The following is a 23,580-nucleotide window of genomic DNA, read 5'->3' as shown; positions in this document are numbered from 1 at the left end:
GACAGGGAGCGGAAAGTGTCTCAGCCCACCGGCGATCTGCGGGTGCGACGGACCCGGAAACTGTTGCGCGAGGCGCTGATCGCGCTGATCGAGGAGCGCGGCTTCGACCGGGTGACGGTCGGTGCGATCACCGAGCGGGCGATGGTCAGCCGCGCGGCGTTCTACCGCAACTACCGGGACAAGTACCAGCTGGTGGAGCAGATCTTCGACGAGGCGATGGCCGAGGTACGCGGGCACGTCGCGGACGGTGACCCCGACTCGCGGCGGGCCCGCTGGGTGGCGTTCTTCGACCACGTGGACGAGTACCACCGGCTCTACGCCGCGCTGCTCGGCGCCCGCGGCAGCGCCTGGTTCGCGGCCCGGATGCGCTCGGCGCTGGCGGAGCTGACCGCGCCGCACTTCGCGCCGGACGCGCCGGTACCGGGGCTGCTGCCCTCGGTGCTGTCCGCGGTGTTCGTCGAGTCGATCGTGTGGTGGCTGGACCACGACCGCCCGGTACCGGCGGCCGAGATCGCCGACCGGTCGGCGGACCTGGCCGGCGCGATGATCACCGAGGCGACCGGCTGGCCGCCCCGGCCGTGGTCGCGGCGGAGGCCGGCTGGCAAAAAGTGATATCAGTTTGCTAGCCTGGGGTCAGGCCGGAACGCAGAGCCAATCGAACTGCAGAGCTAATCGAACTGCAGAGCCGGCCGGGAGGAGTCGAGATGTCCACGACACGCACCCGCGTCGACGACGAGCCCGCCGTGCAGATGCCCAGCCCGCAGGTGACCGAGCGCACCGCGAACAGCACGTCCGGCTGGCCGCTGCTGGCCCTGGTGGTCGTCCTGATCGTGCTCGGCGTCGCGCTGATCGCGGTCGGAGGCAACGGTTCGGGCGCCCGGATCGCCCTGGTGCCGATCGGGGTGGTCGCCACGGTGGTCGGGGTGCTGATCGCGCCCGGCCTGACCGCGGTCGCGCCCGGCGAGGCGCGCGTGGTGCAGCTGCTCGGCAGCTACCGCGGCACCGTGCGCGAGCAGGGCTTCCGGTGGGTGAACCCGTTCACCAAGCGGCACAAGGTGTCCACCCGGATCCGCAACCTGGAGACCGAGACCTCCAAGGTCAACGACGCCGACGGCAACCCGATCGAGATGGCCGCGGTGGTCGTCTGGCAGGTGGCCGACACCGCCCGGGCGGTGTTCGAGGTCGACGACTTCACCGCGTTCGTGGCGATCCAGAGCGAGACCGCGGTGCGCCACATCGCCGGCAGCTACCCGTACGACTCGCACTCCGACGGCGCGCTCTCGTTGCGCGACAACGCCACCGAGATCACCGGCAAGCTCACCGAGGAGATCGCCGCGCGGGTCTCCGCCGCCGGCGTGCGGGTGGTCGAGTCGCGCATCACCCGCCTGTCGTACGCACCGGAGATCGCTCAGGTCATGCTGCAGCGCCAGCAGGCCGGTGCGGTGGTCGCGGCGAGGCAGCGCATCGTCGAGGGTGCGGTGGGCATGGTCGAGTCGGCGCTGGAGAAGCTGGCCGAGCACGACGTGGTCGAGCTCGACGAGGAGCGCAAGGCGACCATGGTCTCCAACCTGCTGGTCGTGCTGTGCGGCGATCGCGGCACCCAGCCTGTCGTCAACACCGGATCGCTCTACCAGTAGCCACAACGGATCCGTATGGTCCATTGTGGATAGTGGGGAGGTCGGGATGGCGACCGAGCGCAAGAAGCTGCTGCTGCGGCTCGATCCTGCCGTGCACGACGCGATCGCCCGGTGGGCGGCGGCCGAGTTGCGCAGCACCAACGCGCAGATCGAGTTCCTGCTGCGGCGCGCGCTGTCGGACGCCGGCCGGCTGCCCCGCAACGTCGGCGAGCAGCGCCGGCCCGGCCGCCCACCGGCACGACCCGAACCAGCCGACACCGAGGCGGAGGACTGACCATGTCGTTGCCCGACGAACTGCCGGAGCGGATCTACCTGCTCGCCGTCGACCGCGGCAAGCGCCGGCTCGTGGCCCGCGACCGCATCGGGTACGCGCTGCGCGGCGCCGCGCTGGCCCAGCTGCTGCTGGCGGGCGCGATCCGGGACGACTCGGGTCGCGTCGAGCTGGTCGGCGGCGGCGCGACCGGCCTGGCCGGGGTGCTGCGCGACGAGATCGCCGCCGACACCCGCCCGCGCCGCTGGCGGCACTGGGTGCACGCCCGAGCCCGCCGGGCCCGTACCGAGGTGCGGGATCGGTTGGAGGCAGCCAGAATCATCACAGTCACCAAAGATCGGGCCCTTGGTCTCTTCCCGGTCGAGCGGATCGATGTTAGAGACGTCCTGACCTTCCAGCGGTACGGCGCGACCATCCGCTCCGTGGCCGGCGGCTCGGCGCCGACCGCCCGGGTCGACCCGTCCGACGCCGCCGCGGCCGCGATCACCGTCGCTGCGGAGCTCGGTACGGTACTCAACTGGGGGGATCGGCGGCGAAACAAGGCACGGATCGAGACGCTGGGCGCCGAGATCGCGCCGGTCGTGACCGCGATCCGGCAGTGCGTGCGCTCCGATCGCGCGGCCCGCGCCTCGGCCAGCGGCTGAGCCGAACGCCGTACCGTAGTCTGATCGAAACTGTGCGTCGAGCGCCGACCGGAAGCTTGCCGGAAGTTCCCGTCGAATTCTTGACCGATCCCGCGTGAACGCCGGGACCAGGGGCTGACGGGCAGCCGGATCCGTGCGACGCTGCCTACGCAACGGAAGCCGGCCTCGACCCGCCGGCGCGGCGCCGACCCGCTTCGATCGCCCCGCTGCGCGCATCGCCATCACGGGGAAGGACACCACCATGCTCGCCGGTACCGGCGCCTCCGGCCGTACCGAACTGCTCCTCGTCTTCGCCATCGCGGCCGCCGGGGTGGCCGTCGCCGCGGCGATCACGCTCGCCCCGTGGCACCCGTCGAACTCGCGCCGGCACCCCGAGACGAGCACCGTGATCGAGCTGCGCTCACCCGGCCACCATCACCACCCGGCCGGTGAGGTCCGCCGCACCGTCGACGAACGCTGACCCGGTCACCCCCGCGCACCCGCCAGCCGACCGCTCGCCCCGAGCTCGATGCCCGGACGCTGGGACCTTGCTGAACGCGCCGGGTTGCGCCGGAGTGGGCCCGAGCGCCACGATCCGCCGGGGTACGGGGCGTGTCCCGAACGCCGCGCCGCCGCCCGCTACGGTTGCGGTAGCAAGGCCGGGGCCCACCACGCACCCGATCACGCCGGAGAGAGCAGGGGATGACCGAGCACAGCGATCGGGAGCGCACCGGGCGAAGCGGCCCGGAACACGACGTGTGGTCCCGCCCCTCGGGCGAGTCCGACCACGTCGTCGTGGTGCCGCCGAGCGCCGGCCGGTCCGGGCCGCTGCCCGGCAGTACCCCAATCGTCCGGCCCGGCCATCCCGCCCACCACGACGCCGAGACCGGTCTGATCACCGCCTCGCACGACCTCGGCGCGCCGCAGCCGCCGGACGCCGGCCGCGGCTGGCTGCGCCGCCGGGCACCGATCGCGCTGGGCGCCCCGGCCGCCCCGGGCACCGAGCTGCCCGGCGGCACCGGCGGCCCGCGGCCGCCGCGGCTCGGGCTGTTCCTGGGCATCGCCGGCGGGCTGCTCGGCCTCGGCCTGGTGGTGGTGCTGGTGCTCGCGCTCACCGGCTCGTTCGGCGGTGGCGGCCTCGGCGACAAGCTGCCGTTCGGCGGCAAGGACAAGCAGACCGGCCCGCCGCTCGCGCAGGCCTGCCCGCCGCCCACCGCGACCGCCAACCCCGGCTACCGGGAGGGCCCGCCGCCACCACCCGGACCGCGCACCACCGACACCAAGGCCGGCATCTCGTACCAGCGGTTCGGGGCGCCGTGGCAGGACTGGCACGACGACTGGTACGCCGGCCAGCTGAAGGTCCACTACGTCACCGGGCAGTCGTTCGTGACCGAGCGCTACAGCGGCGGGGAGTACCTCGCCTCGGTGCTGTCCGGCTCGGTGCCGGCCACCGTCAACGACGGCAACATCCTCGACCTCAAGTGCGTCGGCCAGCAGATCGTCGCCGACGTGCGCAAGTCGTACTACCCGCAGCCCAACCAGATGGACTCGATCGAGAGCAAGCTGACCACCGTCGGCGGCCTGCACGCCTGGGTGTCGATCTTCCGGTTGCACTTCGACGACAGCACGCAGGGGCTCAAGGCGAAGAGCGAGCTGGTCGGGGTGGCCACCTTCGATGTCGGCAAGCCGACCGCCGCGGTGCTGTACGTGTCGATTCCGGGCACCCACCAGCAGTACGACTCGGTGGTCTCCGACGCGATCGACTCGGTCCGGGCGGCGAACTGACCCACCGACCCGGCCGGACGGGCGGCGCGCCGACCCGCCGATCGAGCCGGCGCTGTCGGGGTCCACTGACGATTCGGGCCAATGGCGGATAGGGTCGCACTCGTGCCCGCTCTCAGCGCCCGCCGCGTGCGGATTCCGACAACGAACTTCCCGGTCGAACAGTTCACCCTGGCCAACGGCCTGCGGGTGGTGTTGGCGCCGGACCGCAGCGCGCCGGTGGTGGCCGTCGCGGTCATCTACGACGTCGGCATCCGGTCCGAGCCGGAAGGCCGCACCGGGTTCGCCCACCTGTTCGAACATCTGATGTTCCAGGGCTCGGAGAACCTGGAGAAGCTCGCCCACTTCCGCTACGTGCAGGGGTCCGGCGGCACCTTCAACGGCTCCACCCACCTGGACTACACCGACTACTACCAGTTCCTGCCGTCCAACGCGCTGGAGCGCGCGCTGTTCCTCGAGGCCGACCGGATGCGCCGGCCGAAGATCACCGAGGAGAACCTGCGCAACCAGATCGACGTGGTCAGCGAGGAGATCCGGGTCAACGTGCTGAACCGGCCGTACGGCGGGTTCCCGTGGCTCAAGCTGCCGCCGGTCATGTTCGACACCTTCCCGAACGCCCACGACGGCTACGGCTCGTTCGTCGACCTCAACGCGGCGACCGTCGCCGACGCCGAGGACTTCTTCACCACGTACTACGCGGCGAGCAACGCCACGCTCGCGCTGGCCGGCGACTTCACCGTGGAGCAGGCCACCGAGCTGGTGCAGCGGCACTTCGCCGACGTGCCGGCGCGCCCCCGGCCGGTGCGCCCCAGCTTCGCCGAGCCGGACCTGACCGCCGAGCGGCGTGACTCCTATGTGGACGAAAGGGCGCCGCTGCCGGCGTTCGCGTCGGCCTGGCGGGTTCCCGACCCGATCACCGACTTCGACGCGTACCTGCCGTATGTGGTGCTCGCCGAGGTGCTCACCGACGGCGACTCGTCCCGGCTGGTCGAGCGGCTGGTGCTCAAGGACCGCGCGGTGACCGGCATCGGCGGCTACCTCGGTTTCATGGGCGAACCGTTCGAGGTGCGCGACCCCACCGCGCTCGTGCTCTCGGCGCACCTGCCGCCCGGCGGCGCGATCGACGACGTGCTGCGCACCGTCGACGAGGAGCTCGACCGGCTCGCCACCGACGGCCTGTCGCCGGGCGAGCTGGACCGCACCAAGGCGCGCATCGCCACCCAGCTGCTGCGCGACCTCGACCCGGTGCTCGGCCGGGCGCTGCGGATGGGCACGATCGCCCAGCAGCGCGGCGACGCCGGGCTGACCAACGAGCTGCCCCGCCTGCTCGGCGAGGTGACCGAGGAGTCCATCGTGTCCGCTGCCGCCGCCCTGCGCCCCGCCCGGCGCGCCACCGTCGAGGTCGTACCGGGGGGTGCCAAATGAGCGAGCGCAAGCGAGCGAATCATGGGCATCGTGCGTGCCTCATGGGCGTTCCGACGAAGGAGGAACGCGCATGAGTATCCCCGTCCCGGCGCTGACGCCGGCGCGCAAGCTGAAGCTGCCCCGTACCGCGGAGCGCACCCTGGCCAACGGGCTGACCGTGATCGCCGCCCGGCGCCCCGCCGTACCGCTGGTGGAGCTGCGGCTGCGCATCCCGTTCGCGAAGACCAACGTGGCGCGCGGCATGCTGCTGGCCGAGACGCTGCTGTCCGGTACCTCCGAACTGTCCAATGTGGAGCTGTCCGCGCAGCTGCAGCGCATCGGCGGCCACCTCGGCGCCAGCGCCGACCCGGACCGGCTGCTGCTCGGCGGTGCCGCGCTGACCTCCGGGCTGCCCCGGCTGCTGGAGCTGCTCGGGTTGGTGCTCACCGACGCGGTCTACCCGGCCGGTGAGGTCGCCGCCGAGCGCGACCGGCTCGCCGACCAGATCCAGGTCGCCAAGACCCAGCCGGCGTACCTGGCCCGCGAGGCGCTGAACCGCCGCGTCTACGGCCGCCACCCGTACGCGAACCAGACCGCCGAGCCGGCGCAGGTCGCCGCGGTCCGGCCGACCGCGCTGCGCTCGCTGCACGCCGAGCGGGTGCACCCGGCCGGCTCGGCGCTGGTCATCGTCGGTGACGTGCCGCCGGCGAAGGCGCTGGACGCCGCGGAGGCGGCGCTGTCGTCCTGGAACGGCGGCGGCAAGACGGTCGAGCTGCCGCCGGTGCCGCCGATCGAGGGCGGCCCGGTGCTGCTCGCCGACCGGCCCGGCTCGGTGCAGTCCTCGCTGCGGATCGGGCTGCCCGCGGTCGGCCGCACCGACCCCGACCACGGCGCGCTGCAGCTGGCCAACCTGGTGTTCGGCGGCTACTTCTCCTCCCGGCTGGTGGAGAACATCCGGGAGGACAAGGGGTACACCTACTCGCCGCGCTCGGCGATCGAGCACAGCAGCGCCGGCTCGGCGATCGTGGTGTCCGCCGACGTCGCCACCGAGGTGACCACCCCGGCCCTGGTCGAGACCTGGTACGAGCTGGGCCGGCTGGCGTCGACCCCGGTCGGCACGGACGAGCTGGAGCAGGCCCGGCGGTACGGGATCGGCACCCTGCAGCTCAGCCTCGCCACCCAGGCCGGCCTGGCCGGCCTGATGTCGTCGCTGGCCGGGTCCGGGCTGCGGCTCGACTGGCTGACCGGGCACGCCGAGCGGATGGCGTCGGCGACCGCCGAGCAGGTCAGCGCGGTCGCGGCGCAGTACTTCGCGCCGGCGCGGGCGGCGACCGTGGTGCTCGGCGACGCGAAGGTCGTGACGCCGTCGTTGTCGGGGGTCTTCCCGATCGACGACGGCGAGGACTAGTCGCGCACCCGGCCCTCGCCGGGCCCGCGCCGGCTCGGCACCGGCCGGTACCACGTTCGGTGGATCGTGGCGCCGGCCGGTGGGTACGCACAGTGACGTTGCCGCGTCCGCCTCGTTGATCATCGAGCGGGCTCGGCTCGTCGACAGGGGGACACACACATGCCATGCGGGACAACGGAAACAGCCACCCAGCTCTACCGCGGCGCGGTCGACCGGGCCACCGTCCGGCGTACCGACGCCGGCTGGCTGGCCGCCGCCTGGCCGACCGCCCGGGTACTGATCGTGCAGGGCGACCGGGCGCTCGTCGCCGGCGACCCGCCGCACCTGGTGTACCTGGCGGCAGCCGACGCGCCGCCCGGCGATCGGTTGTTCCTCGGCGTCGGCACCGACGACGTGCCGTACTTCGCGATCGCGGCGGCGCTGCCCGAACTGCCCGGTACCCGGTCGCACTCGCTGCGCACCGTCGGGCACCTGCTCGGTGACGTGGACGCCGACCTGTTCACCACCGCGGTGGCGCTGGCGAACTGGCACGCCGCGCACCGGTACGACCCGGCGACCGGCGCGCCGACCGAGGTGGCCGAGGCGGGCTGGACCCGGGTCACCGGCGCCGGCGGCACCCTGTGGCCGCGTACCGACCCGGCGATGATCGTGCTGGTGCACGACGGCGTGACGGGGCCGGACGGGCGCTGCCTGCTCGCGCACAAGCCGGAGTGGCCGACCGACCGGTACTCCTGCGTCGCCGGCTACGTGGAGCCCGGCGAGTCGGTGGAGGCGGCGGTGGCCCGCGAGGTCACCGAGGAGGTCGGCGTCACGGTGCACGACGTGCGGTACCTGACCAGCCAGCCGTGGCCGTTCCCGCGCTCGCTGATGCTCGCCTACACCGCGCTGGCCGACCCGTCCGCGCCGGTGGTGGTCGACGGCGTCGAGATCGAGCGGGCCCGCTGGTTCCGCCGTGCCGAGTTCGGCACCCCGGCCGGGCCGGCCCTGCCGTTCACCACCTCGGTCGCCTACCTGCTGATCGACCGCTGGCTGCACGAGCGCTCCTGACTCAGGAGCTGTGCCGGCGGATCTGCTGGTTCGCCCGGCCGGGCACTCTGGCGGGTCACCAGTTGTCGGGGAGGGTGTCGAGGGCGGGGAGCAGGGCGCGTTCCTCGGCGCCGAAGTGGTCGTCCAGCCGCTCGGCGAGTTCGGTACGGGCGGCGGTGAGCGCGGTGGCGTCGCCGGCGGCGGCGAGCTCGTCGAGGGTACGCAGCCGTTCGGCGACGGCCCGGTGCTCGGCGCGCAGCTGGTCCACCGCGTCGCCGAGACCGGGGAGCGCGGCGAGCAGCCGGGGGAACGTGGCGCCCTCGTTGCGGTGGTGCTCGCCGACCTCGGCGCACCACGCCAGGCAGTGCCCGAACAGGTCGTCGTCGCCCGCGCCGTGGGTGAGCCGGGCGCGCAGCGCGGTGTGCGCGCGGACCAGTTGCCCGGCGACGGCGAGGCCGCGGTCGCTGTGGTCCATCCGGTACAGCGCGACGACCGGGATCCTCCGGTGGGTGCCGCGCTGGTACTCGGCGTAGGCGGCAACGCGCTCGCCCTGCTCGCGGTAGCACCGGTCGCGCTCGGCGCCGTGCAGCGCGGCGGCGACGATCCGGTACCGCTCGGTGCCGACCTCGACGGTGCCGACCGGGTCGGCGAGCAGCGTGGAGTACCAGCGCGGGTCGTGGTCGCGGCCGGCGTTGGAGGCGTAGACGAGCAGCCGGTCGCCCTCGTCGTGGTAGCCCATCGGGCTGGTGACCCCGCCGGCGGTGAGCAGCAGCAGGTCGGCGCCGGTGAACGGGCCGCCGACGTGCCCGGCGTTGGCCCGGAACTCGTCGATCACCGCGCGGTTGGGGTTCGGCATCGGTCTCCTCGATACTGTCGACATTGCTTTGACCATGGCGCTGCTTTGACAGCGACACTGCTTTGACAACGACACTGCTTTGAGAGCAAATGCATTTGCAAGCAAAGCTAATTTGGAGACACGGCTATGTCAACCCGATCCGGCGGTCTCGATCTGGACGACGGCATCCGGCAGATGCTGCTGCTGATGCCGCGGCTGGTCGGCCGGGCCAAGAAGCTCGCGGTACCGCCCGCCCTCGCGTCGTTCGGCCTGGCGCCGCGACACCTGACCCTGCTCGCGCTGCTGCTGCTCGACGGCCCGATGACCGTCCGGGTACTGGCCGAGCGGCTGGAGGTGGCGCCCACGACGGTGAGCCTGATGGTCGCCGACCTCAGCCGGCAGGGGATCCTGCGCCGCGACGAGGACGACGCCGACCGGCGCCGCGTCATCGTCGACATCGAGCCCGGGCACCGCTCCGCCATCGACGCCTGGCTCTCCGGCTCCGCCGACGCCTGGCGGGACGCGCTCGAACCGCTCACCGCCGCCGAGCGCGGGCTGGTCGTCTCGACGCTGAAACGGTACGAGGAGGGGGTTGAAAGAGCCCTTTCGAAAGAGTAGCTTCGACGCATGCCCGACGACCTCGGCCACTCGCTGCCGAAACGCACGCTGCGCGATCCGCGCGAGCTGCGCGCCATGGCCCATCCCGTCCGGATCCGGATCATGGACGAGCTGTTCATCGCCGGCTCACTGACCGCGAGCCAGCTCTCCGACCGGATCGGCGAGAGCCCCGCCAACTGCTCCTGGCACCTGCGCCAGCTCGCCAAGTACGGCTACGTCGAGGAGGCCGGCGGCGGTACCGGCCGGCAGCGGCCCTGGCGCCCGGTGATCGAGTCCCGCAGCTGGGGCGAGCGCAGCGAGGGCGAACTGGCCGCCGCCGGAGCGGCGATGGCCGACCTGATGTACCGGCACGAGTTCGCCGAGCACGAGGAGTACCGGCGCCGCGAGGACAGCGAGCCGCAGGACTGGTACGACGCGGCGTACTGGAGCCAGTCGTTCGCCTGGCTGACCGCGGCCGAACTCACCGAGCTGAAGGAAGCCATCGTCGACCTCGTGCTGCGCTATGCCGAGCGGTTCACCGACCCCGCCACCCGGCCGACCGACGCCCGCGCCGTGCGCCTCGTCTCCTGGGGGTTCCCGGCCCGGCCGTGGTCGGAGGACCGGAAGTGAGGCTGCTGCGGGCGCCCGGCCCGGACAGCCTGTGGCGCAACCGGGACTTCAACCTGCTGTGGGGCAGCCAGGCGCTGTCCGACCTGGGCAGCTCGATGTCCTCGCTGGCCTACCCGCTGGTGATCCTGGTGCTCACGCACAACGCGGTGCTCGCGGGCGTCGTCGGCACCGCCGCGATGATCGCCAAGACCGCGGTACGGCTGCCGGTCGGGGTGCTGGTCGACCGGGTCAACCGGCGCCGGCTGATGCTGGGCTGCGACACCATCCGGCTGGTCGCCTTCGCCGGGCTGACCGTCAGCCTGCTGCTCGGGTACGGCAACGTGCTGGTGATCCTCGCCGTCGCGGTGATCGAGAGCGTGTGCGCGGCGGCGTTCGACACCGGGGCGATGTCGGCGGTGCGCAACCTGGTACCGCTGGACCAGGTGCCCACCGCCGTCGCCCGGGACGAGGCCCGCACGTACGCGGTGGGGCTGGTCGGACCGCCGATCGGTGGCGCGGTGTTCGGCCTCGGCCGGGCGCTGCCGTTCCTCGCCGACGCGATCAGCTACCTGGTCTCGCTGGTCGGCCTGCTGCTGATCCGACGCCCGTTGCAGGAGAAGGCGAAACCGGCCGACACCGACACGTCACCGCTGCACGACCTGCTCGAAGGGCTGCGGTACACGGTCACCACGCCGTTCCTGCGGGCCGCCATGCTGATCGCCGCGCCGCTCAACTTCGCCATCAACGGCATGCTGTTCGGCATCATCATCCTGTTGCAGCGCAACGGAACCCCACCGGTGCTGATCGGTACCGTGGAGACCATCGTGGGCATCGGCGGGCTGATCGGCGCGATCGCGGCGAGCAGCCTGATGCGCCGGTTCCCCTTCCCGGCGCTGCTGCGCGGCATCACCCTGATCGGCGTCCCGCTGATGCTCGCCGCGCTGCCGCTCGCCTCGACGCCGCTGGCCGCGGCACCGATCGCGCTGGTGATCCTGCTCGGGCCGCCGCTCAACGCCGGCCTGTTCGGGCACCTCGCCGTGATCACCCCGGACCGGCTGCTGGGCCGGGTCAACAGCGCCTTCATGACCGCCGCGATGGGCCTCGCCGCGCTCGCGCCGGTACTGGCCGGCGCCCTCGCCGAGCAGTTCGGCGCCACCGGCGTGGTACTCGCGTTCACCGCCGCGTTCGCCGTCTCCACGGTGGTCGCGCTGACCGCCAAGGGGATCCGCGAGATGCGCCCGGTCACCACGAACGACCCGGAGCAGACCGCGGCCGCCGGCACCGAGCCCGGCGCAACCGAGCCCGGCGGGACCGGGGCCAGCGGGACCGGGGCCAGCGAAGCCGAGTCCGGCGGGACCGAGATCAGCGGGACCGGGACCGGCGGGGCCGAGTCCGGCGGGGCCGGGACCGGCGGGGCCGAGTCCGGCGGGGCCGGGGTCAGCGAGGCCGGGACCGGCGAGGCCGGGGCTGGCGGAGCCGGTGCCGGCGAGTCCGGAACCGGCGGGGCTCGGGCCGACCAGCCCGGGGCCGGCGGCGCCGGGCGCCGACCGGGTACGGGGGAGGCGGGCTGATGCGCGCCCTGGTGGCGAACCGGAACTTCCGGCTGCTGTTCGTCGGCATGGCGGCCAGCATGATCGGCGACTCGATGCTGATGCTGGTACTGGCGATCTGGGTGAACCAGCTGACCGGCTCGGCCAGCGCCGCCGGCCTGACGCTGCTCGCGCTGGCCGCGCCCACCCTGCTCGCGCCGGTCGCCGGCTGGCTGGTGGACCGGCTGCCGCGACGCCGGTTCCTGTTCGCCGCCAACCTCGCCTCGGCCGCCATCATGCTGCCGCTGCTCGCGGTGCACGGGCGCGGCCAGCTGTGGCTGCTGATCGCGGTGACCGTCGCGTACGGGGCGTCGTTCGTGTTCGTCGACCCGGCCCAGACCGGCGTGATCAAGCACCTCGTCCCGGCCGACCAGCTCGGCGCCGCGAACGGCATGCTGCAGACCGTCAAGCAAGGGTTGCGGCTGCTCGGCCCGCTCGCCGGCGCCGGCATCTACGTGGCGCTCGGCGGCCCGGTCGTCGCCATGATCAACGCCGGTACCTTCGTGGTCGCCGCGGCCGCGGTGCTCCTGCTGAAGCTGGGCATGCCGCCGGTCGCCGCCGACACCGGCACCGCGGTCGAGCAGGCAGCGCCGGAGGCGGATGCGGAGGCGCCCGGTGCGTTGCTGCACGAGATCACCGCCGGCTTCCGGTACGTGCTGCACGACCTGCTGCTGCGCCGGCTCACCATCGGCCTGCTCGCGGCGATCTTCGCGCTGGAGTTCGTCGAGTCGGGCATCTTCGCGCTGGTCGGCGACGTGATGCACCGGTCGACCACGCTGATCGGCGTGATCACCTGCACCCAGGGCGCCGGTGCGGTCGTCGGCGGGGTGCTCGCCGCCCGGTTGATGCGCCGCTTCGGCGGGATGCCCACGCTGGCGGCGGGTGTCCTGCTCACCGCGCTCGGCATCGCCGCCCTGGGCACCGCCCGGTTGGCGGTCGTCTTCCCGGCCGCCACGGTGTTCGGGTTCGGGTTCACGCTGCTGCTGGTCGCCGCGAACACGCTGATCCAGCAGCGGTCGCCGCACCGCTACATCGGCCGGATCAGCGCCGCAGCGGACGGGATCATCTCGGTCGGGCAGGTCACCGCGCTGGCGCTGGGGGCCGGCCTGGTCACGATCCTGGACGCCCGGCTGATCATGGTGCTGATCGGGCTCGGCCTGGCCGGTTCGGCCGTGTACCTGTGGCGCTCCCGGCACGCCGCCACCACCGCGGCACCGGAGCCGGAACCGCAACCGGTCGTCACGGCGCCCTGACTCCGCCGCCGCCGTGACGCTCGCCGCCGGGTGATCCGGCCACCGGGGGCGGGGCGCCGGTGGCCGGCCCAGATAATGGCGACCATGTCTGGGGGGAACGCGGCGGGGCGGCACGCGAGTTGGCTGGAGCTGTTCTTCGACCTGGTGGTCGTGGCGGCCGTCGCGCAGCTGGCGCACCGGCTGCACGGTGCCCCGTCACCGGCCGATGTCGGCGTGTTCGTGCTGCTCTACCTCGCGGTGTGGCTCGCCTGGTCGTCGTTCACGCTGTACGCCAACGTCGCCGGCGACCGCACCAGCCAACGCTCGATGCTCGCCGCGATGGCGGGCATCGCCGTGCTGGCCGCGGCGGTACCGGAGGCCACCAAGCAGCGCGTCGTGGTCTTCGTCGTCGCGTACGTGGTGGTGCGGGCGCTCGGTGCCCGAACGATGCACCGTACCGGCACCAACCTCACCGCGTGGCCCACCGTGCAGGGCCTGCTCGGCGTCGTGCCGTGGCTGGCCTCGATCTGGGTCGACCCGCCCGGCCGGTACGTGCTGTGGACCGTCGGCGTGGCCATCGACCTGCTGCTGCCGCTCGGCGCGCGGGCCGAGGCCCGGGTACCGCGGTTCGCCCAGCGGATGATCGAGGCGCAGGCGCAGCGGGAGGGCCGACCGGTCGAGGACCTCGCCGCCCGGGTGCCGAAGGCGGCCACGGTGGACCTCGCGCACCTGGCCGAACGGCTCGGCCTGTTCATGATCATCGTGCTCGGCGAGGCGGTGCTGCAGGTCGTCGCCACCGCCGCGGAACTGCCGTGGACCGGTCGGCTGGTCGCCGTCGCCGGGCTCGGCTTCGTGGTGCTCGTCGGCATGTGGTGGCACCTGTTCCGGTACGGGCTGATCGCCAGCGAGGGGCGCAGCCTGCCGGTGTCGGTGGCGATGCCGCTGCACTTCGTCACCACGGTGAGCATCACCGCCGTGGCGGTCGGGCTCGGCGGCATCGTCGCGCATCCCGGGCACGTGTCGGCCAGTGCCGGCTGGCTGCTCTGCGGCGGCGTGGCCGGCTGGTTCCTGGCCGGCGCCCTGGGCGGGCTGCCGGACCCGACCAACCGGCGTTGGCTGCTCGCCGCCGGCCTGCCCGGCGTCGCGGTGCCGATCCTGCTCGCCGCGTTCGGCCGGCCGCTGCCCGGCCCGGCGTTCACCGGCGTACTGGTCGCGCTGATGGCCTGGCAGTGGGCCTACAGCACCCGGCACGAGCGGCGCCGCGGCCAGCCGGTACCGGTCGGGTAGGAACCGGCGCCGTCGCGGGCGTGGGTGTCGGCGACGCCGGAGCGTGCTGCGCGACTGCCGGCGGTACCAGCAGCCGCCGCAGCTGTCGGTCCCACCCCGCAGCCGCCACGCGGCTGTCGGTGGTTCGGCAGCCGCGGTGGGGGCTCAGGCCGCGGCGAGGGTGGCGAGCTTGTCGCGCACCTGCACGATCGTCGGGTTGGTCATCGCCGTACCGTCCGCGTACTGGATGGTCGGCACCGTCTGGTTCCCGCCGTTGACGCTCATCACGTACTCGGCCGCGCTCGGGTCCTGCTCGATGTCGACCACCGTGTAGTCGATCTGCTCCCGGTCGAACTGGCTCTTCAGCCGCCGGCAGTAGCCGCACCACGGCGTCGAGTACATCGTGACCGAACCACTCATGGGGGAAAGCCTCCTCGTGTGTCCTGGACGGTGCGGCGCGTGCGCCGGCGGCACCGCCAGCCTGCCACGCGTCGCAGACGTCCCGTTCGACAGGGATAACGTCGTAGCCGGCTGAGACCATCCCGCTGTGGGCAACGGCGCACAGGATCGGAGGCAGTTCGTGTCGCACGGTGTGCACCCCGACCGTCCCGCGGCGCCACCCCACGACGCGGCACCGGCTGCGGAACGCGTGCTGGCCGGGCTCGACGACGACCAGCGCGCCGCGGTCACCGCACCGCCCGGCCCGCTGTGCATCCTCGCCGGCGCCGGCACGGGCAAGACCCGCGCGATCACCCACCGCATCGCGCACCGGGTGCTGTCCGGCGAGGTGCGCCCGCAACACGTGCTGGCGGTGACCTTCACGGCGCGCGCGGCGGGGGAGATGCGCGACCGGCTGCGCGCGCTGGGCGCCGGCGGCGTGCAGGCCCGCACGTTCCACGCCGCCGCGATGCGGCAGCTGCGGTTCTTCGCCCCCCGGCTGCTGGGCGGCCGGGAGCTGCCCGAGGTGCTCACCAGCAAGGCGCGGCTGATCAACCAGGCCGCGGCGGCGGCCCGGGTGCGAGCCGAGTCCACGCTGCGCCGCGACCTCGCCACCGAGATCGAGTGGGCCAAGTCGAGCCTGATCGAGCCGGCCGAGTACCCGGTCGCCGCCGCCCGGGCCGGCCGCGACACCCCGGTCGCACCGGAGTCGATGGTGCGCGTCTACCAGGCCTACGAGCAGGCCAAGCAGGACGCCGGCGTGATCGACTTCGAGGACCTCCTGCGGTTCACCGTCTGGGCGATCGAGGAGCACCCGGACGTCGCCGACCAGGTCCGCGCGCAGTACCGGCACTTCGTCGTCGACGAGTACCAGGACGTCAACCCGGTGCAGCAGCGGCTGCTCACCGCCTGGCTCGGCGGCCGCGACGACCTGACCGTGGTCGGTGACGCCAGCCAGACCATCTACTCGTTCACCGGGGCCTCCGCCGACCACCTGATCGGCTTCCCCCGCCGCTATCCCGGCGCGACGGTGGTGCGGCTGACCCGCGACTACCGGTCCACGCCGCAGGTGGTGGCGCTGGCCAACCAGGTGATCGGGCAGGCCCGCGGCGCGCAGGCCCGGCTGCGGCTGCAGCTGACCGGCCAGCGCAAGCCCGGCCCGGCGCCGACGATCCGGTCGTTCCCGGACGAGACCGCCGAGGCCGCCGCCGTCGCCGCCCGCTGCGCCGAGCTGGTCGCCGCCGGTACCCCGAGCGGCGAGATCGCGGTGCTGTTTCGCACCAACGCCCAGTCCGCGGCGTACGAGGACGCGTTGACCGACGCCGGCGTGCCCTACCAGGTGCAGGGCAGCGCCCGGTTCTTCGACCGTCCCGAGGTGCGGCAGGCGATGGTCGCGCTGCGGGCCGCCACCCGCGCGGTGGAACCCGGTACCCCGCTGCGGGTCGCGGTCGCCGATGCGCTGGCCGCCACCGGCTGGTCGGCCGACTCGCCGCCGCCCGGCGGTGCCGGGCGGGAACGCTGGGAGGCGCTCGCCGCGCTGGTGCGGCTGGCCGCCGACTTCCGCCCGGCGCCGGCCGAGGATGGCACCGAGCCGACCGCGGTCGACGCGCTGACCGGCTTCCACGCGGAGCTGACCCGCCGGGCCGCGGCCCAGCACGCGCCGGCCGTGGACGGCGTCACGCTCGCCTCGCTGCACGCGGCCAAGGGCCTGGAGTGGGACGTGGTGTTCCTGGTCGGTCTGGTCGAGGGCACCCTGCCGGTCGGCTTCGCCCGTACCGACGACCAGATCGAGGAGGAGCGCCGGCTGCTCTACGTCGGGATCACCCGGGCCCGCGAGCAGCTCTGGCTGTCCTGGCCGCAGGCCCGCTCGGACGGCGGCCGGCCCCGCCGCCCGTCCCGCTTCCTGCCGGCATCGACCGCGACCGCCGCCCCGTCGGCCGCCGCCACCCGGGCCGAGCGGTCGTCCGCCCCGCGCCGGCGCCGCGGCACGCTGGTGCTGTGCCGGATCTGCGGCGCCACCCTCAGCGAGGCCACCGACCGCAAGCTGGGCCGGTGCAGCGACTGCCCGTCCGACCTCGACCCCGAGCTGTACGACCGGCTGGTGTCCTGGCGCGCCGACGTCGCCGCGCAGCAGCGCGTCCCGGCCTACGTGGTGTTCACCGACGCCACCCTCGCCGCGCTGGCCGAGCTGCGCCCGGACGCGCCCGAGACGCTGGTGCAGATTCCCGGGATCGGCGCCCGCAAGCTCGGCCTGTACGGCAAGGCGGTACTGGCGCTGATCGACGGTGCCGAGGCCGACCACGCGGTCACGATGGTCTGACGGCCGAGCGGTACCGGCCGGAGATTCCGCGGCCACGACCGCGCGACCCGACGACACGCCGTCGCCGGCAGGCGGATCGGTTCCGGGCTGGCGGGCGCCGGCTAGAGTGCTGGTGGCGGGCTGATTCCGGGTCGCGGGCCGGCTTCGACAAGAGACGTCGATAACGTCTTTCGAAATTCGATTGCCACCCACCGGCGGACGGCATAACCTGCCAAGGTCCGGGTGACGCGCCGGCGCTCCGCGAGGGAGTTTTCCTCGCTGGAGATTGCCGAAGCACAGCCGCATCGCAGATCCGGACCGACCCGCGAGGGCGGTCCCGAGACAGGAACGAGGTGACTATCCGTGGAGACCAACCGCATCGATGAGCGGCGGTTCCTGTCGCTGCCAGTCGCTTCGGCCCTGCTGGATCGTGATCCGGCCGGTGTCGCGCCGATCGGCTCCGACGCACGCGACATCTCCGATGTGTCGCCCGTTCTCGCCGTCTCGCTCTGCTCCGCCGCCTTCGCGGCTCCGGAGCCGATCTATGCGGCAGCTCAGTTCCGTACCCAGGGGTCCAGTGTCTTCGCGGGCAGTGCCTTCACCGGCAAGGTCTCGCCGAGCCACGTCGCCTCCCAGGGGCTCGGTGTCGACATTGCGCCGACGCCGAAGTCCGTTGACGCCAGCCAGATCGGCGTCAGCCAGCAGCAGGGGACCGGTGTAGCCGAAGCGATGGCCAACCTGATGGCCAAGCGCCGCGGTGTCCCGCCTCGAGGTAAACCGGAGTATCCGGCCTGACCAGGCCGACCGGCACCTTGAGGCCGCGGAACCCGCACACCGGGATCCGCGGCCTTTTTGTTCCCCAAAAGTTGATCAAGCCACAAGCGAGAAACGAGGTGACCGGGCGATGAGCCTGGTGTTGGCCCCCCTCGACGGAGCCGTCGAGACCGGGGTGGACCTGCCCTGCCGGACCTTCGAAGCGGACCTGTGGTTCGCCGACACCCCGGCGGACCTGGAAGCGGCCAAGTCGCTGTGCGGCGACTGCCCGCTGCGGATCGAGTGCCTCGCCGGCGCCCTGGAGCGGCACGAGCCGTGGGGCGTGTGGGGTGGGGAGATCTTCGAGCACGGAGCGGTCGTGCCGCGCAAGCGGCCGCGTGGCCGTCCGCGCAAGGAGGACCTCGCGCGTGACGCGGTGGCCCGGGCACAGGTTGCTGCCCGTACCGACGCCGTCCTGCGTGAGGCGAGCCGGGCCGTGACCGCGGCCTGACGTCCACCCACCATCGCGCGGGGCGACCCGCCACCCCTCAAGTGAGTACGAGATGAACGAGACGACGAACCGGAGCAACGAGATGCATACCTTGCAAGAAGCCCTGGCCCGAGCACGAATGCGCCGGGCGCCGCGTTGGCGCTCGCTGCCGTACCGGTCGGCCCTGGATGTGGCCGCCCGGGCGCGCAAGCAGCGCTGACCGGCGCCGTAGGTCCACCGGTCGGTCCCGGCGACAGCAGCCGGGGCCGACCCCGACCGGTCGGCACGCGCACCGCGTGTCGACCACCCCGAGGGCGGCTCGGGCGGGCGACACGGTCCGCCCGAGCGACCCACGCCGATCCACCCGAACCCAGGGGTGCCGTACGGCCCGCTGAGCCCCGGCTCGATCCACACGCCGAGCCGCCGGCTCGCGCCGTACCGGGTACCCCTTCCCGCCGGCCCCGGAGATCCCACACCAAGGTCTCCGGGGCCGGCTTCGTCGTCGGGCTCCCGGCCCGAAAACTCGACTTTCGGTCGTGCGCCACATCACTGGCCCGTCCGAGTGGTTGCCGCGCGCTGTCCGTCGCACCCGCCGCGCGTCGGCGTAGCGTCTGCTCGCGAACAGAGGATGGACGCGAGATGACGAGTGGCCCCGCCATCGACGCCGGCCGGCACGCACCGGCCGCCGCGGTCGACCCGTCGAGCCAGGTGGACATGGAACCCGTTGTGGTACAAGAGATCCGGCCGCGTTGCCGGGAGTGCGGCCGGGACAGCGCCGGGTCGTACGGGCTGGGCTGGTCACGCAGCTGCACGCCGTCCGGCGAGTGGTGGCTGTGCGCCACCTGCACCCGCGCGACCGTGGGCGCGGTCGAGACCTGCCAGGACGGCAGGTTCGCCTAGGCCCCAGCTCGCGCCGCTCAGCTCGCCGCGTTCAGCTCGCGGCGTTCAGTTCGCGCAGCTCAGCTCGCGCCACTCGGCTCGCGGCGTTCGGCTCGCGGCGTTCGGTTCGCGGCGTTCGGTTCGCGCGCTGGTCCTGCTGCGCCGCGCGGCCGGCCCGGTTCCCGCCCCGCCGCTCGGGCAGCCGGCTCCTGCCGCGCAGCCCCGCGTGGCTCACTCGTCGGCGAAGCCGGGCAGCCACCGCTCCAGCACCGCGCGGTACTCGGCCCTCGCGTTGAGCTGGCACAGTACCCCGATCGAGCCGAGCGTCACCCGGTAGATCATCAGGTACGACGGGGGCAGGTTCAGCTTCTTGCCCAGCTGGTAGGCGTCGGTGCCGGGTTTGGCCAGCCGGGTCGCCTCGCTGCGCAGCCACTCGCGGGTGAACCGGAACTCGTCCACCGCGATCGGCTCCAGCACCGGCAGCAGGTAGTCGAGGATCGACTGCGCGTCGACGTGCACGTTCGGCGGCACGAAACCCTCGTCGCGCAGCCCGGCCAGTACCGCGTCGGCGTCGCCGGCCAGGGTCAGCCGGGTCAGCCGGCCGATCGGCTCGGGCAGCCCGTCGGGCACCCGGGCCACCGCACCGAAGTCGATCACGCCGAGCCGGCCGTCGTCGAGCAGCCGGAAGTTACCGGGGTGCGGGTCGGCGTGCAGCAGCCCGGCCCGGGCCGGCGCGGAGAAGTGCAGCGTGGCCATCCGCAGGCCGGCGAGGTCGCGGTCTTCCTCGCTGCCGTGCGCGATGACCTCGGCCAGCGGCGTCCCGTCCACCCAGGTGGTGATCAGCACCCGGTCGGTGCCGGCCAGCACCTTCGGCACGTAGATCTCGTCGTCGTGCGCGAACGCCTTGGCCATCGCCTTCTGGGTGGCCGCCTCGAGCTCGTAGTCGAGCTCCTCGGTGACCCGCTCGCGCAACTCGTTGAGCAGCGGCTTGATGTCCAGGCCGGGTTGCAGGATGCGGAACAGCCCGGCCAGCCGGGACAGCTGGTTCAGGTCCGAGACGAGCGCCTTGCCGGCCCCCGGGTACTGGATCTTGACCGCCACCGGGGTGCCGTTGTGGTAGACCGCCCGGTGCACCTGGCCAATGCTCGCCGCGGCGGCCGGCTGGTCGTCGAACTCGGCGAACCGGCGCTTCCACCTCGGCCCGAGCTCCTCGGCCAGCACCTTGTGCACGCTGGCCACCGGCATCGGCGGCGCCGCCTCCTGCAGCTTGGTCAGCGCCGCCCGGTACGGCCCGGTCAGGTGCTCGGGCAGCGCCGCCTCGAACACCGACAGCGCCTGACCGAACTTCATCGCGCCGCCCTTGAGCTGGCCCAGCACGCTGAACAGCTGCTCGGCGGTGCGCTGCTGGATCTCGGCGGAAACCAGGTCGGCCGCGGTGCCGGTGACCCGCTTGCCCAGGCCGAGCGCGGCCCGACCGGCCAGCCCCAGGGGCAGGGTCGCGAGTTTCGCTGTGCGGGACACGGCACGACGCGGGATATCGGTCACGCGTCCCATTGTCCCATCACAGCGTTCGCTCAGCCGGTCGCGCGCCGGCCGTCCCGGCGCGCGACCGTGGAGTCGATCAGCGGTCCAGGATCCGACGCCAGGCGGCGTCGAGCGTGGCGGGGTCGGCGATGGTGGTCGACCGCCAGCCGACGACGCCGTCCGGACGCACCAGCACCGCGCCGTCGTCGGACAATCCGTAGCTGGACCGGAACGTACCGTCGTCATCGGTCAGCTCGGCGCCGATCCGGTGCACCGCGAGCGGCACGCCCAGCTCCGCGGCGACCCGCTGGCCGGCGTCGGCCCAGGCCGGGTCCTCGGTCAGCAGGACGAATCCGGCGAAGAACAGGTCCCGGGTCGACAGCAGCTCGGCGCCGCGGTGCAACACCACGTGCGGTGCCCGGGTGCCGGGGCGGCCGGTGGGCAGCTCGAACCCGTACTCGTCGGCGCCGCCGACCACCGCGCGGCTGGCCATCCGGTACCCGAACAGGCCCTGCACCGGGTCGGGCACCTCGGGCAGGTCGTCCGGCCGCTGGTCGGGTTGCAGCCGCTCGAACATGTTCACGTACTGCCAGTCGGCGATGGTCTGCCCGTACGGGCGCTGCTCGGCGTCGTGGCTGTCCAGCAGCGCCGGGCCGGCGTCGCCGCGGACGACCGCGGCGAGCTTCCAGGCCAGGTGCATCCCGTCGAGCATCGCGGTGTTGCCGCCCTGCCCGCCGGTCGGCGGCATCAGGTGGGCGGCGTCACCGACCAGGTGCACCCGGCCGGCGGAGAACCGGTCGGCGACCCGGTGCGCCACCTCCCAGGTGCTGCCCACGTTGCACAGCTCGACCTTGAGGTCGGGCCGGCCGACCGCGATGCGGATCAGCTCGACGACCTCGGCGTCGGTGCGGTCCAGGTCGTCGTTGATGCCGAGCACGTACTCGCCGCGGTGGTCGGTGGACACGAACGACGCCGAGCCGGCCGGCAGCCCCGGGTTCTGCACGTAGTACATCAGGATCGCGGTGTCGGGCACCTCCTCGATCAGCTCGTCCGCGCGGAACAGCACGGTACGGACGTGGCCGAACGCGCCGCGCCCGTGATGACCGACGCCGGCCTCGGCGGCGATCGTGCCGCGACCGCCGTCGGCGCCGACCAGGTAGGCCGCGCGCACCTGGTACCGCTGGTCGGTGCCGAGGTCGTGCAGGGTCGCGGTGACGCCGTCGTCGTCCTGCCGCAACGACTCCAGCACGGTACGAAACCGCAGGTCGGCGCCGAGCTCGCGGGCGCGGGTGGCGATCGCGGCCTCGGCCGCCTGCTGACTGGCGAGGCCGCCGGGCGACGGGGACAGCGCGGCGAAGTCCGGGAAGTGCTCGGAGTAGCTGTGCAGCACGGTGCCGGTGACGCTGTCGCAGATCACGATCGTCATCTCGGGCCGGCCGGGCGGCGCGGCGGCGAGCATCGCGTCGGCGACGCCCGCGGTGCGGAAGGCTTCCATGATCGTCGGTGACTGGCCGCGTGCCTTGGGTTGGTTCGCCGTACCCGGGTGCCGGTCGGCGACGATCGCCGGCACGCCGTGCTGGCCCAGGAACAGCGCGGTGGTCAGGCCGGCCAGACCGGCGCCGACGATCAGGACGGGTGTCTGCTCGGACCGCATGCTGGTGCTCCGATCGATAAGATGGTTCGACCCTGCGGATATCTCCCCGCATCGGAGCTCTCGACTCATCGAAATATAGGAGGGACGCCACGGTGACGTCAAGCGATGGCGCAATGATGTCAGAGAGACGCCGGACACGGCAACGGGAGGACCTGCTCGCGATGATGCGGGAGAACGCGTCGCGCGCCGTGATGCTGCACCAGACCATCGCCGAGCGGTTCGGGCTGAACTTCACCGACATCAAGTGCCTCGACCTGGCCCGGGGCGAGCCGGCGCTGACCGCGGGCCGGCTCGCCGAGCTGACCGGCATGTCCACCTCGGCGATCACCGCGGTACTCGACCGGCTGGAGCGGCGCGGCTTCGTCGAGCGCCGCCGCGACCCCGCCGACCGGCGCAAGGTCATCGTCGTCGCCACCGGCGAACACGTCCGGCGCAACGCCGAGGTCTTCGCCCGGCTCGCCGCCGAGATCGGCGCCGTGCTCGACGACTACGACGAGGAACAGCTCGCCACCTTCCTGGCGATCGGGCGCCGCGTCAACGACGCCACCCGCGCCTTCACCGGCACCCTCACCGGCGAGAGCGACCGGCCCGGGGAGGACGGGGACGAACGGTGATGTCGCCGTGATGTCACGCCCGGCGTCGAAGGCTCGGGCGTAGGCAGCCGCAGCGGGGGTGCGGCGGCCAGCTGCGGCGCCGCACGATGCCCGGCGACGGGAGCTCCAGCGCGCCACCCAGCGTGTCCGGCTCCCCGCCGTCGAGCTCCTGGAGCGCCTGCGCGGCGGCGAGCGCCGCACCGGCCGCGAGCAGCGGCGCGTCCACCGGCTCCGGGACCGGGCCGGGAATGGTGGCCAGCTGGGCGGCCAGCACCGGCCAGGCCCGGTCCCGATCGGCCCGGGCGTGCTCCACGCAACGCAGGCAGCTGGTCCGGCCGGGCCGCACCAGCGGACCCACCACGACCGCCGCGTCGCGCACCCACACGCTCAGGTGCCGCACCGTCCGCAGGCTCTGCCCGTACCCGAACGGCGGGGTCGGGCGTGGCCGGCCGAACAGGATGATCAGATCGGCATCGGGCCCGGTCAGGGCGCGGGTGTCGGTCTCCGGCGCGGCCCGCAGGATGGCCTCGCAGACCGCCCGGCGCCACGGTCGGCGGGTGTCGCCGGGCAGCACCCCGCCGACCGCCGGATCGGCGGCGCCGACGACCCCGCCGGCGACCGGGTGCAGCCGGCCGATCCCGGCCGCGGCGAGCAGCGCGGCGGTGGGCGCG

At 73.4% G+C, this 23,580-nt stretch carries 24 protein-coding genes and 1 pseudogene; 20 read left to right on the top strand and 5 right to left on the bottom strand.

Translation table 11 applies throughout. The features are described 5' to 3' along the window. Nucleotides 1–15: 15 nt before the first annotated feature. The 9 genes from NUM_RS17880 (at nucleotide 16) to nudC (ending at nucleotide 8,172) form a co-directional block, all read left to right on the top strand. Entirely contained in the window at nucleotides 16–612 is a 597-nt protein-coding gene (locus NUM_RS17880) for a TetR/AcrR family transcriptional regulator (protein ID WP_207126020.1), read from the top strand. A 92-nt stretch (nucleotides 613–704) separates the two neighbouring features. Beyond that, the gene (locus NUM_RS17875; RefSeq protein ID WP_207126019.1) at nucleotides 705–1,637 is read left to right on the top strand and encodes an SPFH domain-containing protein; all 933 of its coding nucleotides are present in this window, start codon (nucleotides 705–707) and stop codon (nucleotides 1,635–1,637) included. A gap of 46 nt (nucleotides 1,638–1,683) precedes the next feature. Beyond that, the gene (locus NUM_RS17870; protein WP_207126018.1) at nucleotides 1,684–1,911 is read left to right on the top strand and encodes a type II toxin-antitoxin system antitoxin; all 228 of its coding nucleotides are present in this window, start codon (nucleotides 1,684–1,686) and stop codon (nucleotides 1,909–1,911) included. A gap of 2 nt (nucleotides 1,912–1,913) precedes the next feature. Continuing rightward, nucleotides 1,914–2,552, top strand: a complete 639-nt coding sequence (locus NUM_RS17865) for a GPP34 family phosphoprotein (RefSeq protein WP_207126017.1) — start codon at nucleotides 1,914–1,916, stop codon at nucleotides 2,550–2,552. Between the two features lie 241 nt (nucleotides 2,553–2,793). After that, on the top strand, nucleotides 2,794–3,012 hold the full coding sequence (locus tag NUM_RS17860; protein WP_207126016.1) for a hypothetical protein: 219 nt from the start codon (nucleotides 2,794–2,796) through the stop codon (nucleotides 3,010–3,012). Between the two features lie 221 nt (nucleotides 3,013–3,233). After that, a complete protein-coding gene (locus NUM_RS17855) occupies nucleotides 3,234–4,316 on the top strand; it encodes a hypothetical protein (RefSeq protein WP_207126015.1) in 1,083 nt (360 codons plus the stop codon). 81 nt (nucleotides 4,317–4,397) lie between these two features. Continuing rightward, nucleotides 4,398–5,738: a M16 family metallopeptidase gene (locus tag NUM_RS17850; RefSeq protein ID WP_207126014.1), complete on the top strand. Its 1,341-nt coding sequence runs from the start codon at nucleotides 4,398–4,400 to the stop codon at nucleotides 5,736–5,738. 70 nt (nucleotides 5,739–5,808) lie between these two features. After that, nucleotides 5,809–7,125 carry a M16 family metallopeptidase gene (locus NUM_RS17845; protein ID WP_207126013.1) on the top strand — a complete coding sequence of 439 codons (1,317 nt, stop codon included), beginning with the start codon at nucleotides 5,809–5,811 and terminating at the stop codon, nucleotides 7,123–7,125. 159 nt (nucleotides 7,126–7,284) lie between these two features. Then, the gene (nudC, locus tag NUM_RS17840) at nucleotides 7,285–8,172 is read left to right on the top strand and encodes an NAD(+) diphosphatase (protein WP_207126012.1); all 888 of its coding nucleotides are present in this window, start codon (nucleotides 7,285–7,287) and stop codon (nucleotides 8,170–8,172) included. A 55-nt stretch (nucleotides 8,173–8,227) separates the two neighbouring features. Here nudC and NUM_RS17835 read toward each other — a convergent pair whose 3' ends face one another. Further along, nucleotides 8,228–9,007 carry a nitroreductase/quinone reductase family protein gene (locus tag NUM_RS17835; protein ID WP_207126011.1) on the bottom strand — a complete coding sequence of 260 codons (780 nt, stop codon included), beginning with the start codon at nucleotides 9,005–9,007 and terminating at the stop codon, nucleotides 8,228–8,230. Nucleotides 9,008–9,133: 126 nt separating this feature from the next. On the opposite strand from NUM_RS17835, the gene NUM_RS17830 reads away from it, so the two are divergent. The 5 genes from NUM_RS17830 to NUM_RS17810 all read left to right on the top strand — a co-directional run bounded on the left by NUM_RS17830 (nucleotide 9,134) and on the right by NUM_RS17810 (nucleotide 14,300). Next, nucleotides 9,134–9,604 carry a MarR family transcriptional regulator gene (locus tag NUM_RS17830; protein ID WP_207126010.1) on the top strand — a complete coding sequence of 157 codons (471 nt, stop codon included), beginning with the start codon at nucleotides 9,134–9,136 and terminating at the stop codon, nucleotides 9,602–9,604. A gap of 9 nt (nucleotides 9,605–9,613) precedes the next feature. Then, nucleotides 9,614–10,213 (top strand): winged helix-turn-helix domain-containing protein, encoded by a 600-nt coding sequence (locus tag NUM_RS17825; RefSeq protein ID WP_207126009.1) that lies wholly within the window; start codon nucleotides 9,614–9,616, stop codon nucleotides 10,211–10,213. Then, complete coding sequence (locus NUM_RS17820) at nucleotides 10,210–11,763, top strand: MFS transporter (protein WP_225918653.1); 1,554 nt, start codon at nucleotides 10,210–10,212, stop codon at nucleotides 11,761–11,763. Before NUM_RS17825 ends, NUM_RS17820 begins: the two co-directional genes overlap by 4 nt. Then, on the top strand, nucleotides 11,763–13,034 hold the full coding sequence (locus tag NUM_RS17815; protein WP_207126008.1) for an MFS transporter: 1,272 nt from the start codon (nucleotides 11,763–11,765) through the stop codon (nucleotides 13,032–13,034). The genes NUM_RS17820 and NUM_RS17815 overlap by 1 nt, the downstream gene beginning before the upstream one ends. Before the next feature lie 84 nt (nucleotides 13,035–13,118). Beyond that, nucleotides 13,119–14,300, top strand: a complete 1,182-nt coding sequence (locus NUM_RS17810) for a low temperature requirement protein A (protein ID WP_207126007.1) — start codon at nucleotides 13,119–13,121, stop codon at nucleotides 14,298–14,300. Nucleotides 14,301–14,444: 144 nt separating this feature from the next. Here the strand turns inward: NUM_RS17810 and NUM_RS17805 are convergent, their stop codons facing one another. After that, nucleotides 14,445–14,699, bottom strand: coding sequence for a mycoredoxin (locus NUM_RS17805; protein ID WP_030448432.1), 255 nt, complete (start codon nucleotides 14,697–14,699; stop codon nucleotides 14,445–14,447). A gap of 172 nt (nucleotides 14,700–14,871) precedes the next feature. Here NUM_RS17805 and NUM_RS17800 point away from each other — a divergent pair, with 172 nt between their 5' ends. The 5 genes from NUM_RS17800 to NUM_RS17780 all read left to right on the top strand — a co-directional run bounded on the left by NUM_RS17800 (nucleotide 14,872) and on the right by NUM_RS17780 (nucleotide 19,159). Continuing rightward, nucleotides 14,872–17,037 carry an ATP-dependent DNA helicase UvrD2 gene (locus NUM_RS17800; RefSeq protein ID WP_225918655.1) on the top strand — a complete coding sequence of 722 codons (2,166 nt, stop codon included), beginning with the start codon at nucleotides 14,872–14,874 and terminating at the stop codon, nucleotides 17,035–17,037. A gap of 342 nt (nucleotides 17,038–17,379) precedes the next feature. Next, nucleotides 17,380–17,811 (top strand): hypothetical protein, encoded by a 432-nt coding sequence (locus NUM_RS17795; RefSeq protein WP_207126006.1) that lies wholly within the window; start codon nucleotides 17,380–17,382, stop codon nucleotides 17,809–17,811. Between the two features lie 109 nt (nucleotides 17,812–17,920). Beyond that, nucleotides 17,921–18,280: a WhiB family transcriptional regulator gene (locus NUM_RS17790; protein WP_030448429.1), complete on the top strand. Its 360-nt coding sequence runs from the start codon at nucleotides 17,921–17,923 to the stop codon at nucleotides 18,278–18,280. A 52-nt stretch (nucleotides 18,281–18,332) separates the two neighbouring features. Continuing rightward, a complete protein-coding gene (locus NUM_RS17785; protein ID WP_157035064.1) occupies nucleotides 18,333–18,479 on the top strand; it encodes a hypothetical protein in 147 nt (48 codons plus the stop codon). Nucleotides 18,480–18,898: 419 nt separating this feature from the next. Continuing rightward, nucleotides 18,899–19,159 (top strand): hypothetical protein, encoded by a 261-nt coding sequence (locus NUM_RS17780; protein WP_207126005.1) that lies wholly within the window; start codon nucleotides 18,899–18,901, stop codon nucleotides 19,157–19,159. Nucleotides 19,160–19,369: 210 nt separating this feature from the next. Here NUM_RS17780 and NUM_RS17775 read toward each other — a convergent pair whose 3' ends face one another. After that, a complete protein-coding gene (locus tag NUM_RS17775) occupies nucleotides 19,370–20,683 on the bottom strand; it encodes an ABC1 kinase family protein (protein ID WP_207126004.1) in 1,314 nt (437 codons plus the stop codon). 76 nt (nucleotides 20,684–20,759) lie between these two features. After that, nucleotides 20,760–22,316, bottom strand: coding sequence for an FAD-dependent monooxygenase (locus NUM_RS17770; protein WP_207126003.1), 1,557 nt, complete (start codon nucleotides 22,314–22,316; stop codon nucleotides 20,760–20,762). Nucleotides 22,317–22,429: 113 nt separating this feature from the next. Between NUM_RS17770 and NUM_RS17765 the strand changes: the two genes are divergently transcribed. Then, on the top strand, nucleotides 22,430–22,930 hold the full coding sequence (locus NUM_RS17765) for a MarR family winged helix-turn-helix transcriptional regulator (RefSeq protein WP_207126002.1): 501 nt from the start codon (nucleotides 22,430–22,432) through the stop codon (nucleotides 22,928–22,930). Between the two features lie 13 nt (nucleotides 22,931–22,943). Here the strand turns inward: NUM_RS17765 and NUM_RS17760 are convergent. Then, nucleotides 22,944–23,580: pseudogene (locus tag NUM_RS17760) on the bottom strand (hypothetical protein); the annotation flags it as partial.

The sequence above is a fragment of the Actinocatenispora comari genome, from assembly GCF_017312725.1.
Taxonomy (GTDB): domain Bacteria; phylum Actinomycetota; class Actinomycetes; order Mycobacteriales; family Micromonosporaceae; genus Actinocatenispora; species Actinocatenispora comari.
Note: the sequence above shows the minus strand (reverse complement) of the source record. Positions and strands in the feature narration are given on the sequence as shown.

Bases quoted from the DNA above. Each gene is read 5' to 3' on its own strand.
- NUM_RS17790 (WP_030448429.1), top strand. From the start codon at position 17,921: ATGAGCCTGGTGTTGGCCCCCCTCGACGGAGCCGTCGAGACCGGGGTG.
- NUM_RS17780 (WP_207126005.1), top strand. From the start codon at position 18,899: ATGACGAGTGGCCCCGCCATCGACGCCGGCCGGCACGCACCGGCCGCC.
- NUM_RS17805 (WP_030448432.1), bottom strand. From the start codon at position 14,699: ATGAGTGGTTCGGTCACGATGTACTCGACGCCGTGGTGCGGCTACTGC.
- NUM_RS17830 (WP_207126010.1), top strand. From the start codon at position 9,134: ATGTCAACCCGATCCGGCGGTCTCGATCTGGACGACGGCATCCGGCAG.
- NUM_RS17870 (WP_207126018.1), top strand. From the start codon at position 1,684: ATGGCGACCGAGCGCAAGAAGCTGCTGCTGCGGCTCGATCCTGCCGTG.
- NUM_RS17810 (WP_207126007.1), top strand. From the start codon at position 13,119: ATGTCTGGGGGGAACGCGGCGGGGCGGCACGCGAGTTGGCTGGAGCTG.
- NUM_RS17770 (WP_207126003.1), bottom strand. From the start codon at position 22,316: ATGCGGTCCGAGCAGACACCCGTCCTGATCGTCGGCGCCGGTCTGGCC.
- NUM_RS17855 (WP_207126015.1), top strand. From the start codon at position 3,234: ATGACCGAGCACAGCGATCGGGAGCGCACCGGGCGAAGCGGCCCGGAA.
- NUM_RS17875 (WP_207126019.1), top strand. From the start codon at position 705: ATGTCCACGACACGCACCCGCGTCGACGACGAGCCCGCCGTGCAGATG.
- NUM_RS17850 (WP_207126014.1), top strand. From the start codon at position 4,398: ATGGCGGATAGGGTCGCACTCGTGCCCGCTCTCAGCGCCCGCCGCGTG.
- NUM_RS17815 (WP_207126008.1), top strand. From the start codon at position 11,763: ATGCGCGCCCTGGTGGCGAACCGGAACTTCCGGCTGCTGTTCGTCGGC.
- NUM_RS17785 (WP_157035064.1), top strand. From the start codon at position 18,333: ATGAACGAGACGACGAACCGGAGCAACGAGATGCATACCTTGCAAGAA.
- nudC (WP_207126012.1), top strand. From the start codon at position 7,285: ATGCCATGCGGGACAACGGAAACAGCCACCCAGCTCTACCGCGGCGCG.
- NUM_RS17825 (WP_207126009.1), top strand. From the start codon at position 9,614: ATGCCCGACGACCTCGGCCACTCGCTGCCGAAACGCACGCTGCGCGAT.
- NUM_RS17835 (WP_207126011.1), bottom strand. From the start codon at position 9,007: ATGCCGAACCCCAACCGCGCGGTGATCGACGAGTTCCGGGCCAACGCC.
- NUM_RS17865 (WP_207126017.1), top strand. From the start codon at position 1,914: ATGTCGTTGCCCGACGAACTGCCGGAGCGGATCTACCTGCTCGCCGTC.
- NUM_RS17765 (WP_207126002.1), top strand. From the start codon at position 22,430: ATGATGTCAGAGAGACGCCGGACACGGCAACGGGAGGACCTGCTCGCG.
- NUM_RS17860 (WP_207126016.1), top strand. From the start codon at position 2,794: ATGCTCGCCGGTACCGGCGCCTCCGGCCGTACCGAACTGCTCCTCGTC.
- NUM_RS17845 (WP_207126013.1), top strand. From the start codon at position 5,809: ATGAGTATCCCCGTCCCGGCGCTGACGCCGGCGCGCAAGCTGAAGCTG.